The following is a 13,850-nucleotide window of genomic DNA, read 5'->3' on the forward strand; positions in this document are numbered from 1 at the left end:
TTAAGTAATGATGGATTTAATGAATCTATCGTTTAATGAAAGGCAGACCATACTGGAGTCAGATGGTCTGGTAAGTGTGGCAAATTTCCTAAATCAATATGACTCTCGCTTGGATCATGAAAATCGGAGCCACGCGAGGCTAAAAAGCCATATTGCTGTGCAATTTTTGCAAAGGTTTTGTACTGGTCCGGACTATGGCTACCAGTAATTACCTCTATCGCTAGGCCACCAATATCCTTAAAGTGTTTATAGAGCTCGTCCATTTGCATGGCATTGAGTCTACTGTAGCGTCCAGGATGGGCAATCACCGCTACACCACCTGCTGATTTAATCCAGCTAACAGCGTGATCTAGAGTAGCCCACTGATGAGGTATATATCCCGGCTTACCTTCAATTAAATAATTTTTAAATACATGTTCGGTATTGCGGCATACACCCTGCTCTACTAAGAAACGCGCAAAGTGTGTTCTTGAAATCAAGTCATGATTACCTGCGAAATGCAGTGCGCCTTCATAAGCCCCAGGTATACCTGCTTTGAGTAATTGTTCGGCCATGAGTTTGGCGCGATTACCTCGGCCATCACGTGTGCGGCGAAGTCCTTCGATGATGCGAGCATGCTCAGCATCAATTCCAAGGCCAACAATATGAATCGTCTCACCCATCCAAGTAACGGAAATTTCTACGCCAGCAAGGTAGTCGATCTTTAGTGCACTAGCAGCCTCTCGCGCACGTTTCTGACCGCCCAATTCATCATGATCGGTTAGTGCCCACAAATGCACTCCATTGGCTTTTGCACGCTCTGCTAACTGTTCAGGCGTCAATGTGCCATCAGAAATCACTGAATGGCAATGCAAGTCGGCGTTTATTGGTGAAAAGCAGCTCATAAGCCTATTTTAGGTCAAGCTGGTATCAATTACCCGGCGCGGTGCATCTAGGTAGTCACGAGACTGCATCTCAATCAAACGGGACACGGTTCGAGAGAATTCAGCCGTAATTTGGCCCTCAGTGTATAAATCTGGGGCCGGGACCTCAGCAGACATGATTAACTTAATCTTGTGGTCATACAAGACGTCGATTAGCCAAATAAAGCGGCGGGCTTCATTTGTCATTCTTGGGGGCATATAGGGCACCCCAGACAAAATCACAGTATGAAACTGGTTAGCAATCTCTAGATAATCGTTTTGTGAGCGTGGGCCACAGCACAAAGTTTTAAAGTCGAACCAAACTACACCGTCCGCCATGTGAAGCGGTCGTAACTCACGGGACTCAATATTGAGGACTGGATTACGCGCCTCTTTTTGATTGCCAATTAAGGTTTGAAACATTTGACCGAGCGTTGCTTGTGTTTCTGCATTGACCGGAGTGAGATAAGCCTCGACCTGCGCCATTTGAACCCGACGGTAATCATTACCTGCATCTACATTCAAGACATCTAGCTTTTCTTCCAACAGCTTAATAGCAGGAATCAATCGATCTCGATGTAAACCATTCGGATAAAGCTGATCTGGACGATAGTTTGATGTCATCACAAACTGCACGCGATCGACAAAGAGTGCGCTTAGTAAGCGATAGAGAATCATCGCATCAGCGATGTCGTTGATGTGAAACTCATCAAAGCAAATAAGACGATAGCGATTTGAAATACGCTTAGCCAGCTCGTCCAGCGGATCTGATAAACCCGATAACTCATGGAGTTCGCGATGGACTTCACGCATGAACTCATGGAAATGAATGCGGATTTTCTTTTCTAATGGTGAGGCTGCATAAAAGCAATCCATTAAGAAAGATTTGCCACGACCTACCCCGCCCCATAAGTAAATGCCACGAGGGAGCGTTGGTTTAAATATCTTTTTCTTTAAGGTATTGCTACGGATTTCTTTATAAGCAATCCATTGATCTTCACATTCCTGAAGACGCTCTACAGCGCGAAGCTGCGCGGGATCACTCTGATACCCGCGCGTCTTTAACTCTTGTTGGTAAAACTCAATGGTTTTCAATTACATATTTAATGCACGTGAATCTGTCGCCAACGCTGCTTCGCGCATCACTTCAGACAAACTTGGATGTGCATGACAGATACGAGCAATATCTTCTGCTGCTGCTTTAAATTCCATTGCAACCGCTGCTTCAGCAATCAAGTCTGAAGCATTGGCGCCAATAATATGTACGCCAAGAATTTCATCAGTCTTGGCATCAGCTAAGACCTTAATGAAACCATCAGCGCGGCCCATGCCTAATGCACGGCCATTAGCAGCAAAAGGGAACTGACCTACTTTATAAGCAATGCCTGCCTCTTTGAGTGCTTGTTCAGTTTTACCAACCCAAGCAATTTCAGGATCGGTATAGATCACCCAAGGAATGCAGTTGTAATCGATATGGGGTTTTTGGCCAGCAATCACTTCAGCAACCAAGACACCTTCATCTTCTGCTTTGTGTGCCAACATAGGGCCGCGTACTACATCACCAACCGCGTAAACGCCAGGCGCTTCAGTAGCACAAGTGTGATCATCAATTGGAATGAAGCCACGCTCATCCACTTTAAGGCCAATCTTATCTAAACCCAATTTGTCCGTGTTAGGTACACGACCAACTGAAACAATTAAGCGCTCACATTCCAACTTAGCAGCCTTACCAGCGCTATCGGTGTAATTAACCACTACACCTTTCTTGTCAGCCTTAACATCGCCAATCTTCACGCCAGTATGAATATCTAAGCCTTGCTTAGCAAAGAGCTTCTGAGCTTCTTTAGCAATACCGATATCACAAGCACCCAAGAATGAAGGCATCGCTTCAAGCACGGTCACTTCAGCACCAAGACGGCGCCATACAGAGCCCAACTCCAGGCCGATTACACCAGCACCAATTACACCTAATTTCTTAGGGGCGGAGTCAAACTTGAGTGCACCTTCGTTATCGCAGATCAAGACGTTATCTACAGCGACACCAGGGAGGTGACGCGCTTTAGAGCCGGTAGCAATAATGACATTCTTTGCGGTAACCGTTTCTTTATCTTTGCCGTCAATCTTCACTTGATATCCATCGGCGCCCTTACCTTCGAACGAAGCATGGCCTTTTAACAATGTGATTTTGTTTTTACGGAACAGGTACTGAATACCACCCGTCATTTTGGTAACGATATCGTCTTTACGGGCGATCATCTTTTTAGAGTCGATACTTACTGCACCCACTTTAATGCCATGATCTGCAGCATGATGGCTGATCTTTTCAAACTCTTCCGAAGACGCCAACAGCGCCTTAGAGGGAATACAACCAACATTTAAGCAGGTACCACCCAAACGTGTTTCACCTTTAGGATCATCGTAGGAACTAGATTCAGCACAGGCAACCTTAAACCCGAGTTGTGCTGCACGAATTGCGGCGATGTAGCCACCAGGGCCACCACCAATAACCACTACGTCAAATACTTGGCTCATTATCTTCCCCTCTTACAAATCAAGGAGAAGACGTGAAGGATCTTCTAACGCATCCTTCATAGCAACCAAACCAAGCACAGCCTCACGGCCGTCAATGATGCGGTGATCATATGACAAAGCAAGATAGTTGATTGGACGAACAACTACTTGACCGTTTTCAACAACAGCACGATCTTTAGTTGCATGAATACCCAAAATAGCAGATTGTGGCGGGTTAATGATCGGAGTAGACAACATTGATCCGAATACGCCGCCGTTAGAGATGGAGAATGTGCCGCCAGTCAACTCTTCAATCGACAATTTTCCATCGCGAGCCTTGGCACCGAACTCGGCAATTTTCTTCTCAATGTCAGCCAAATTCATTTGGTCAACGTCACGCAAAATCGGAACTACTAAGCCACGTGGTGAGCTTACTGCGATACCAATATCAAAGTAACCGTGGTAAACGATGTCATTGCCATCAACAGATGCATTCAAGAGTGGGAATTTCTTCAAAGCATGTGTAGCTGCTTTAACGAAGAAAGACATGAAGCCCAACTTCACACCATGAACTTTTTCAAACTGATCTTTGTACTTATTGCGCATAGCAATTACTGGAGCCATGTTGACTTCATTGAATGTAGTCAAGATGGCGTTGTTAGCTTGGGACTCAAGCAAACGCTCAGCAATACGAGCACGCAAACGGCTCATTGGTACACGCTCTTCTGGGCGATCGCCCATTGGAACCGGTGCGCTTGGTAATGCAGCAGATTTAGCGCCGCCTGCAGAAGCATTCAATGCATCACCTTTGGTGATACGACCATCACGACCAGAACCGGCAACTTGACCAGCATCAATATTTTTCTCAGCAAGAATTTTTGCAGCTGAAGGAGCGGCAGCTGCGCCAGCTTTAGCAGCGGGAGCGGCTGCTTTTGCTGGTGCTGCTGCAGGAGCAGCAGCTGGAGCAGGTGCGGCGGCTGCAGGAGCAGCAGCGGCAACTGCAGTGCTGTCGATCTTTGCAATCAATTGCTCGGCAACAACGGTACCACCGTCAGCAACAACGATTTCTGTCAAAACACCAGCGGAAGGCGCTGGAACTTCGAGAACAACTTTGTCTGTTTCGATTTCGATCAAGATCTCGTCTTGACCTACAGCGTCGCCAACCTTCTTTTTCCATTGCAACAAAGTTGCTTCAGCAACTGACTCGGAGAGTTGTGGAACTTTAACTTCGAAAATAGCCATGATTAATCCTGTTTGTATGTATGTGTGTATGTTGAGTTATGAAGACGATTATTTCGTGATCACGTAACCTTTGAGTTTGGCAAATGCCGCATTCAGTAAAGACTTCTGCTGTTCTTGGTGGAGATGGGCATAACCACAAGCTGGTGATGCTGATGCAGGACGGCCCGCATAACCCAACTTCATACCATCAGACATGTTTTCCAAGATGTTGTGCTGGACAAAGAACCAAGCACCTTGGTTTTGCGGCTCGTCTTGACACCACACCACGTCTTCCAATTTCGGATATTTCTTCATCTCAGCAGTCAAGGCTTTGTGCGGGAATGGATACAACTGCTCTAAGCGAATGATCGCTACATCAGCAATCTTCTTCTCAGCGCGCTGCTTAACCAAGTCGTAATAGACCTTGCCAGAACACATGACTAAGCGGGTAACTTGCTTTGCATCGATAGAGTCATCACGCTCACCAATGATGGTTTGGAAACCGCCTTTAGTAAATTCAGATAAAGGTGATGCAGCCTCTTTGTTACGCAACAATGATTTAGGAGTCATCAAGATCAGCGGCTTGCGGAACTGACGAATCATCTGACGACGCAACACGTGGAAGATTTGCCCTGCGGTAGTCGGCTGAATCACTTGCATATTGGTATCAGCACACAACTGCATGAAACGCTCAAGACGTGCAGAGGAATGCTCTGGGCCTTGGCCTTCATAACCGTGTGGCAACATCATGACTAAGCCGTTTGCACGACCCCACTTCACTTCACCAGAAGCGATGAACTGGTCAATAACCACTTGAGCGCCGTTAGCGAAGTCACCGAATTGCGCTTCCCAAATTGTTAAGGTGTTTGGTTCTGCAGCGGCATAGCCGTATTCAAAACCCAAAACAGCCTCTTCAGAAAGAATTGAGTCAATCACTACAAATGGCGCTTGATCTTTGGTGACGTGCTGAAGAGCGACATAAGTACCGGTATCCCACTTCTCACGGTTTTGCTCATGCAATACAGCATGACGGTGGGTAAAGGTGCCGCGTCCACTATCTTCACCAGATAAACGCACTGGGTAACCACTAGCAACCAGGGATGCGAAAGCCATATGCTCACCCATACCCCAATCCACGTTCACCTCACCACGACCCATGGCAGCGCGGTCGTTATATACCTTAGCAACCAATGGATGGGCCTTAAAACCTTCAGGAATAGAAGAAATCTTCTCAGCCAAACGCTTCCACTCTGTTAATGGAATCGCTGTATCAGCTTCATCGGTCCACTTCTTATTCAAGAACGGAGACCAATCCACTGCAAACTTGCCTTTGAAGTTGCTCAACACTGGATCAGAAGTTTGTTTGCCTTCATCCATTGCAGCGCGGTACTCTTTAACCATGAGGTCGCCAGTACCAGCAGGCAATACGCCTTGAGTTTCTAATTTGTCAGCGTAGAGCTTACGTGTGCCAGGGTGCGCAGCAATGATTTTGTACATCAAAGGCTGAGTCATTGCAGGAGTGTCTTGCTCGTTGTGGCCCAATTTACGGAAGCAGATGATGTCAACCGCAACGTCCTTATGGAACTTCATGCGGAACTCAACAGCCAACTTAGTCGCCAACACTACTGCTTCAGGATCATCACCGTTTACGTGCAAAACCGGTGCATCCACAATCTTCATGATGTCGGTGCAATACAAGCTTGAACGCAAGTCGCGCGGATCGGATGTTGTGAAACCGATTTGGTTATTAATAACGATGTGCATTGTGCCGCCAGTGGAATAGCCACGAACTTCTGACATCGCTAATGTTTCTTGCATTACGCCCTGGCCTGCAATCGCAGCATCACCGTGAACCAATACTGGCATCACTTGCTCACCCAACATATCGCCACGACGCTCCATACGAGCACGCGCAGAACCCTCAACTACCGGGTTCACGATTTCTAAATGGGATGGGTTAAATGCCAATGACAAGTGGACTGGACCTCCGGGAGTAGAAATATCGCTTGAAAAACCTTGATGGTATTTAACGTCACCAGCAGGCAATGTCTCTGGACCCTTGTGCTCAAACTCAGCAAACAAGTCTTTAGGCATCTTGCCCAAAGTATTAACCAATACGTTGAGACGACCACGGTGGGCCATACCAATCACGATCTCTTGAATACCTTTATTGCCTGAGTCACGAATCAACTCATCCATACAGGCAATAAAACTCTCGCCACCCTCAAGGGAGAAGCGCTTTTGACCAACATACTTAGCCTGGAGGTAGCGCTCTAGGCCTTCAGCAGCAGTAACGCGGTCCAAGATTTGACGCTTCTCGTCCACATTAAATTGCGGAGTTGAGCGAATGGACTCTAATTTTTCTTGCCACCACTTCTTAATCTTCTGGTCGGCAATAAACATGAATTCGACACCAATCGTGCCGCAGTAGGTCTCGCGCAATGCCTGGAGCAAGTCGCGCAAAGACATTTCGTTCTTACCGAAGAATGTATTACTTGTATTGAAGACGATATCCATATCGCCATCAGTAAAGCCATAGAAAGCGGGATCTAACTCAGGAATGTCCTGGCGCTCTGTCCGCTTTAATGGATCTAAGTTTGCCCAGCGATTGCCAACGTTACGATACGCGGCAATTAACTGCTGAACAGCAACGCGTTTGCGGCCCATCTCTGAGTCAGCCGAATCAGAAATCGTTCTAATTGGACCTTGCTTAGCGCGCTCAGCAAATGAAGCAACAATCGGTCCATGGGCAATGTCAGTTCGAGATGAACCGTCAACCGCTGGCACCTGTTTCACATTATCGAAATAATCTCGCCAATGATCAGCTACGGAAGCTGGATCGTGCAAGTAGGATTCGTAGAGTTCCTCTACGTAAGGGGCGTTTCCGCCGAAGAGATAGGAGTTATCTCTTTGATCCTGCATCATGATGCTCACCTTTCATCGGGTTTCCCGATTAAAAACTGTGGTTAAAACCATCCGCTCTGCGGCTATACCGCTTCACGAATTGATCTGTGCAAATACCGATACTACGACAGTAATTTAACACGAATGACCATTGATACATAAAGGGCTTTCCCTGATTTAAGGAGTTTTTGGGGTATCTCCCTATTTAGGGCAATTAATAAGAATTTTCCTACCTTGATTTAAAGGATTGCCGACAGATTCAAATGATTTTGATTTTTATTCTCTAAATCTTCAAACAATTAAATGAAATTAAGGGAAATATGAAATCAATTACCCCAGAAACGGAATATCTCAGCACCCGCCAAAGCGCCAAGGTTTTACAGGTTTCCTTGGGCACTGTTCAGAAAATGGTGGAATTGGGTGAACTCATTGCCTGGAAGACACGGGGAGGACACCGTCGGATATTGGCCAGCTCACTGGAGCAGCAGTTACAACGCAGAAAACGGGCAATGCGGCAAAAGACCACTCAAAACTGTGTGGCCATGGGGATATTTAGGCGCTCTGAAAATGGCCATGAGTTAATAGAAGCTATTGCTGATTGGCAACTTAAGGTGGAGATGGAAATGGCGGTAGATAGCCTAGAAGGTTTAATGAAAGCTGTTTCTATAGCCCCAGACCTTATTTTCCTGGATGCCCTTATACCTCCAGTAGAGCAAGTTCATTTAATTCATTATCTTAGTAAAAACAGGGACACACAGCGTATACCTATTCTAGTAGATGAAGGTTTTATAAAACTCCACCCTGGTGTTGTTGCACTGGCAGATGAAAATTCTGGCGGCAAACATCCCTTGAGCGAAAGCATCAAAAAGGAGCTTGAAAACGGCTTAATTGACCTTAATCCGCTCATTATTGGCTATCCAGCGACTAACCCAGAGGCACGGGATGGATGGAACCAAGGTTCAAGACATGAGCTCTTGGAACCTCTCTTTCTAGAAGCCCTGGCGAGAAAGTGCATCTAAAGCCCCGTCAGAGAAAGGAAAGGTATAAAGCAAAAGGCTGCTATAAGCGGCCTTTTTAACTAAAACTGAATTAAAACAATAGCTTAGATCAAATAGCTGCTACGATCCCTGCCCTCAATCCACTTTGGCGCTTTGCCTCGGCCAGTCCAAGTATCACCTGTGGAGGGATTGCGGTATTTGGGCGCTACCTTACCGCCAGAACTCTTTCCGCCCGCTTTACGGCTAAATAAGTCTGATGCAGTTAAACCGTATTGCTCAATTATCGCCTTTGCTTTGGCGATACCATCTGCCTTTTCGTGGGCAATTGCATCTTTAATCTGTTTATCCAACTGTTCGCGTTGGGCTAAAAGCTCTTTATAAGAAGTCATATTGTTTTCACTCTCCGAATAATAAGTTGTTTTATGCGGCATTTAAATGCTGCATTAGAAATTGATTATACATAAATAAACAATTAGCCAATATATTATTCGATTTATTAACCCTTATTCATTAGTGTTAAGTCAATAAATGTTAATAATGACATAATCTTTATAAATACTATGCTTAATTATGGTGCACTTGATTTTCTAAGCATAAATGTACCGCTAGATTTAGCAGTTAAGATACATGTATGCAGAACATACACACGTTCAAAAAAATGCCAATCGAACTGTTTGCACTACGTCTCGATACCCCTGGGGTCTTAAATCATTTGGTCCATCCCCCGCCCCCCCCTAGAGGGCACTAGACGCCTTTATGGCTGTCTAATAGAAACCCATAGCAATTGGACATTTAAAGGCACCATTGATGCTTTTAGACTATTTCACAAACCATAAATCGAACCCTGAACTAATTCTTGGCTAAAACTAGATCTTTCATTTAATGCAAAAGTGTCACCAAGCGAAAATATCCCACAAAATAAGGATTTTAGATTGACTTCAGAGGCATATAGAATATGGTCGGGGCGAGAGGATTTGAACCTCCGACCACATGCACCCCATGCATGTACGCTACCAGGCTGCGCTACGCCCCGACGAAAGACAAAATTGTAGCAGTAACTATTTAGAGAGAATCTGCAGAACAGCTTGCAATTCTTCGCGAAGGCGCAGGTCGCCACGCGCTTCTTCTAGACGATTGCGTGCGCCGCTAATCGTAAAACCCTCTTCATAGAGAAGTGAGCGGATTTTTCTAATGAGGACGACTTCATGATGCTGATAGTAGCGACGGTTTCCACGACGTTTTTGCGGACTAAGCTGGGAGAACTCTTGCTCCCAATAGCGTAGAACATGCGAACGAACACCACAAAGATCAGCTACCTCACCAATGGTGAAGTAACGCTTAGCGGGTATCGGGGGAAGTTGAGAGCTCAGCAGTACTGAGCTAGCATCAAACTCGGTTTTCTCGAGCATGTGACTCCACTACATCTTTAAGCTTTTGACTAGCGTGAAAAGTAACAACGCGTCTGGCAGCAATCGGAATCATTTGACCTGTCTTTGGATTTCGGCCAGGACGAGCCGATTTATTACGCAACTGAAAATTACCAAAACCGGAAATCTTGACTTCAACACCTGTTTCAAGGGATTGGCCAATACGATCAAAGAAAGCGTCAATCATGTCTTTCGCTTCACGCTTATTCAATCCTACTTGATCAAAAAGAGCTTCAGATAGCTCATTCTTGGTAACAGTGTCGTTAGAAATCAATTCAGTCATTCTTGTCTCTTTGGTAACTAATTAATTATTTGATTTAGGCCTAATATTAAACCTAGCGCAAACGGGCTGCGCACTTTTTCTCAACCGCACCCAATAAAGCAGCCATTACTGCATCAATTTGGGGATCTTGCAATGTTTCATTAGGGTTTAACAGGGTGACGCGGAAAGCTAAACTTTTCTCATCGTCCGCCATGCTGCTCGAACCTGCTTTGGGCTTGAACTCGTCAAAGAGCTCAATATTACGTACAAAGTTTTGTTTGCTAGCAGCCATTGCATCTAATAAGGATTGCGCAGAAACGCTTTGCTTTACTACTATTGCCAAATCACGTTGCACTGCCGGGAATTTACTCAATTCCTCAGGCACTGGTAAACCTAATTCACGAATCGGCTCTAAATCCAATTCAAACAACACTGTTGCTTGTGGCAATTCATAAGCTTGTTGTAGGCCGGGATGTAGTTCACCGATCCAACCAATGGCAATATTATTTTTTCCGGCCTTCAACAACACTTGAGCTGAACGACCTGGATGCAATGCCGGATGCTGTGCAGCTTCCGTTACAAAATGGAGAGGATCCAAGACGCGCTCAAGATCACCCTTAACATCAAAGAAATCAACTGCACGTGTTGCATTAGCCCATTGCTCAGGTACAAATGAGCCATACGCTAAACCACCCATTTTTTGTGGTTGATGAAAACCAGCTACTTTGCCAGCCTCTTCTTGCACATTAGCGTCACGCTTAAATACGCGACCAGTCTCAAACAAGCGCACACGCCCTGCACCACGGTTCAAATTGGCTTTGAGGTTGCCTAACAAACCGCCCCACAATGTGCTGCGCATAACGCCGTACTGATTGGCAATTGGATTGAGCACCTTAATGAGGTCTTGCTCTTGTGCACCAGCGAGGCGCTGTTCGCTTTCAAGATCTGTGAAACCAAAGTTCACGGCCTCTTGATAGCCTTGAAGAGCTAAACGCTGACGTAATAAATGAATACCGCGCTTCGCTTCTGCTTTAGCACTCATCTTTAATGAGGCTACTGGTGGTTGATCTGGGATATTTTCGAAGCCGTATATGCGCGCGACTTCTTCAATCAAATCTTCTTCGATTTCAATATCAAAGCGATAGCTTGGAGGGGTAACGATAAATGCATCGCCCTCTTGCTTAAACTCAAAACCAAGACGCTTAAATACATCAGCAACCACATCACTTGTAAGTGGAATACCGATAACTTTTTCCGCTCTAGCCAAACGCATTGTGACTGGTTTACGCTCTGGAACATTTAATACCTGATCATCTACCGGACCAGCTTGACCACCGCAAATCTCAATAATTAAGGCGCTGAGATACTCTAAGCAATTAACCGTATTTTGCGGATCTACGCCACGCTCAAAGCGATGCGCTGCATCAGTACTGAAATTAAAACGACGGGCACGTCCTTGAATGGCTGAAGGCAGCCAATAAGCTGCTTCAACATAGATATTTTTAGTGTCGTCCGATACGGCGCAGTGGTTTCCACCCATAATGCCCGCCAGTGCTACTGGACCATTTTGATCGGCTACTACGCCTGCGTCTTGCAGCTTACCTGCAGAGTCTGGACCCTGCAAAGTTACTCTCTGACCATTTAAAAGCTCAAGAGTTTCGCCCGCCTTAGCCCAACGAACGGTGATATCGCCATTTAACTTGTCAATATCAAATACATGGGTAGGCTGACCCATCTCTAACATCACATAATTAGAGAGGTCCACCAAAGCAGAGATACTTCTTTGACCTGCACGACTTAAGTGCTGTACGATCCAATCGGGTGTTTTGGCTTGTGGATTCACTCCACGAATGACGCGACCTGCAAAGCGTCCACAAAGTTCTTTATTCTCTACGGTAACTTTGCGCTTATCGTCGATGGAAACTGCTGGCGGAGTCCACTTCGGCGCGCAGAGTGCAGCGCCAGTAATGGCAGAAACCTCTCTTGCCATACCCATCAATGAGAGGCAATCGGCTTTGTTAGGCGTTAACTTAATAACAAAGATTTGATCATCGAGGTCAAGGTATTCGCGGATATCTTTTCCAACTGGTGCATCTGCAGGTAACTCTAAGATGCCCTCATGATCATCACCTAAACCAAGCTCACGACCAGAGCACAACATGCCTTGGCTTTCTACGCCACGCAGCTTGCCAACCTTAATCATAAAAGGCTTGCCACCCGCTTCTGCTGGAGGCAATTCGGCACCAACCATGGCGCAAGGGATCTTGATACCAGCACGCGCATTAGGCGCACCACAAACAATTTGCAATTCTTGGCCTGTGCCAGCGTCTACTTTGCAAACACGCAAACGGTCTGCATCAGGATGTTGCTCAGCAGACAAAATCTGCGCAATCACAATCTTGGTAAATGCGGGCGCTACTGAATGTTGTTCTTCAACCTCTAAACCAGCCATTGTCATTGCATGGCCCAAAGCATCACTATCAAGTGATGGGCTCACATACTGACGGAGCCAAGATTCAGAAAATTGCATAGCGCGATCTAAGAGTAATTAGTAATGATGTTGTTATGCAGGGAACTGTGCCAAGAAACGCAGATCGTTTTCAAAGAACAGGCGAAGATCATCTACACCGTAGCGCAACATGGTCAAGCGCTCTAAACCAGAACCAAAGGCAAAACCGGTGTAGCGCTCTGGGTCAATTCCCATATTGCGCAATACGTTTGGATGCACTTGTCCTGCTCCGGAGATTTCCAACCAACGGCCGGCAAGTTTGCCACTACCGAAGGCCATATCAATCTCAGCAGATGGCTCAGTGAATGGGAAATAGGATGGGCGGAAACGCACTTGCAACTCGTTTGTTTCAAAGAAGGTTCTTAAGAAGTCTGTATAGACACCTTTAAGATCTGCAAATGAAACGCTCTCGGCAATCCACAAGCCCTCTACCTGATGGAACATCGGTGAATGCGTTGCATCGCTATCAACGCGATAGGTTCTGCCAGGCGCAATCACTTTGATTGGAGGCATTACATCTGCGTTGGCATATTTCTTGACGTGCTCGCTCGCATAACGAACCTGAATTGGGCTGGTATGCGTGCGCAATAACAAAGGCTTCTCATTAGAATCTTTGCCATCGATATAAAACGTATCCTGCATTGAGCGCGCAGGATGATTCTCAGGACTATTTAAGGCAGTGAAATTAAACCAATCGGTTTCAATCTCAGGGCCATCTGCAACATCAAAACCAATCGAACGGAAAATCTCTTCAACGCGCTCCCAGGTGCGCATTACAGGATGCAAGCTACCTACTGCTTGGCCACGGCCAGGCAAGGAAACGTCAATAGACTCCGCGGCAAGACGTTGCATCAACACGGCATCGGCCAAAGCTTGGCGACGCTCTTGTAGTGCAGCTTCTACTTGAGTTTTGATTTGATTAATTTGGGCGCCAGCACTCTTGCGCTCCTCAGGCGACATTCCACCAAGCGCTTTTAAACGCTCAGTGAGAACACCTGACTTACCGAGATACTTGGCTTTCGCGTCCTCTAGAGCTGCTGCATCGGCAGCCCCGAGGAAATCACGTTTAGCATCCTCGACAATGTGGTCGAGAGAAACCATTGCAGCTTAGTTTAG

Annotated in this window: 11 protein-coding genes and 1 tRNA gene; 1 reads left to right on the top strand and 11 read right to left on the bottom strand. The window is 46.1% G+C overall.

Going from position 1 to position 13,850, the window contains the following annotated elements:
* Window positions 1–32 precede the first annotated feature (32 nt).
* From ICN37_RS08670 to ICN37_RS08690, 5 genes are read right to left on the bottom strand one after another with little or no spacing between them, the layout of a single operon-like run.
* Window positions 33–884: a 3',5'-nucleoside bisphosphate phosphatase gene (locus ICN37_RS08670; protein WP_216156743.1), complete on the bottom strand. Its 852-nt coding sequence runs from the start codon at window positions 882–884 to the stop codon at window positions 33–35.
* A 9-nt stretch (window positions 885–893) separates the two neighbouring features.
* Complete coding sequence (gene zapE / locus ICN37_RS08675) at window positions 894–1,997, bottom strand: cell division protein ZapE (protein WP_215321988.1); 1,104 nt, start codon at window positions 1,995–1,997, stop codon at window positions 894–896.
* Window positions 1,998–3,434 (bottom strand): dihydrolipoyl dehydrogenase, encoded by a 1,437-nt coding sequence (lpdA, locus tag ICN37_RS08680; protein WP_216156745.1) that lies wholly within the window; start codon window positions 3,432–3,434, stop codon window positions 1,998–2,000.
* A 12-nt stretch (window positions 3,435–3,446) separates the two neighbouring features.
* Window positions 3,447–4,655 carry a 2-oxoglutarate dehydrogenase complex dihydrolipoyllysine-residue succinyltransferase gene (gene odhB, locus ICN37_RS08685; protein WP_215321986.1) on the bottom strand — a complete coding sequence of 403 codons (1,209 nt, stop codon included), beginning with the start codon at window positions 4,653–4,655 and terminating at the stop codon, window positions 3,447–3,449.
* A 48-nt stretch (window positions 4,656–4,703) separates the two neighbouring features.
* Window positions 4,704–7,559 (bottom strand): 2-oxoglutarate dehydrogenase E1 component, encoded by a 2,856-nt coding sequence (locus ICN37_RS08690; protein WP_216156748.1) that lies wholly within the window; start codon window positions 7,557–7,559, stop codon window positions 4,704–4,706.
* Window positions 7,560–7,858: 299 nt separating this feature from the next.
* On the opposite strand from ICN37_RS08690, the gene ICN37_RS08695 reads away from it, so the two are divergent.
* On the top strand, window positions 7,859–8,557 hold the full coding sequence (locus ICN37_RS08695) for an excisionase family DNA-binding protein (RefSeq protein ID WP_216156751.1): 699 nt from the start codon (window positions 7,859–7,861) through the stop codon (window positions 8,555–8,557).
* 83 nt (window positions 8,558–8,640) lie between these two features.
* Here ICN37_RS08695 and ICN37_RS08700 read toward each other — a convergent pair whose 3' ends face one another.
* The 6 genes from ICN37_RS08700 to pheS form a co-directional block, all read right to left on the bottom strand.
* On the bottom strand, window positions 8,641–8,925 hold the full coding sequence (locus ICN37_RS08700) for an H-NS family nucleoid-associated regulatory protein (protein ID WP_216156754.1): 285 nt from the start codon (window positions 8,923–8,925) through the stop codon (window positions 8,641–8,643).
* Between the two features lie 567 nt (window positions 8,926–9,492).
* A tRNA-Pro gene (locus tag ICN37_RS08705) sits at window positions 9,493–9,569 on the bottom strand.
* Window positions 9,570–9,594: 25 nt separating this feature from the next.
* Window positions 9,595–9,945, bottom strand: coding sequence for a MerR family transcriptional regulator (locus ICN37_RS08710; protein ID WP_215349475.1), 351 nt, complete (start codon window positions 9,943–9,945; stop codon window positions 9,595–9,597).
* Complete coding sequence (locus ICN37_RS08715) at window positions 9,923–10,246, bottom strand: integration host factor subunit alpha (protein ID WP_068321512.1); 324 nt, start codon at window positions 10,244–10,246, stop codon at window positions 9,923–9,925. Before ICN37_RS08715 ends, ICN37_RS08710 begins: the two co-directional genes overlap by 23 nt.
* A 52-nt stretch (window positions 10,247–10,298) precedes the next feature.
* Window positions 10,299–12,755 (bottom strand): phenylalanine--tRNA ligase subunit beta, encoded by a 2,457-nt coding sequence (gene pheT, locus ICN37_RS08720; RefSeq protein ID WP_216156755.1) that lies wholly within the window; start codon window positions 12,753–12,755, stop codon window positions 10,299–10,301.
* A gap of 33 nt (window positions 12,756–12,788) precedes the next feature.
* On the bottom strand, window positions 12,789–13,835 hold the full coding sequence (gene pheS / locus ICN37_RS08725; protein WP_216156758.1) for a phenylalanine--tRNA ligase subunit alpha: 1,047 nt from the start codon (window positions 13,833–13,835) through the stop codon (window positions 12,789–12,791).
* Window positions 13,836–13,850 lie beyond the last annotated feature (15 nt).

Origin of the sequence: Polynucleobacter sp. P1-05-14, from assembly GCF_018881675.1 — a bacterium.
Classification (GTDB): domain Bacteria; phylum Pseudomonadota; class Gammaproteobacteria; order Burkholderiales; family Burkholderiaceae; genus Polynucleobacter.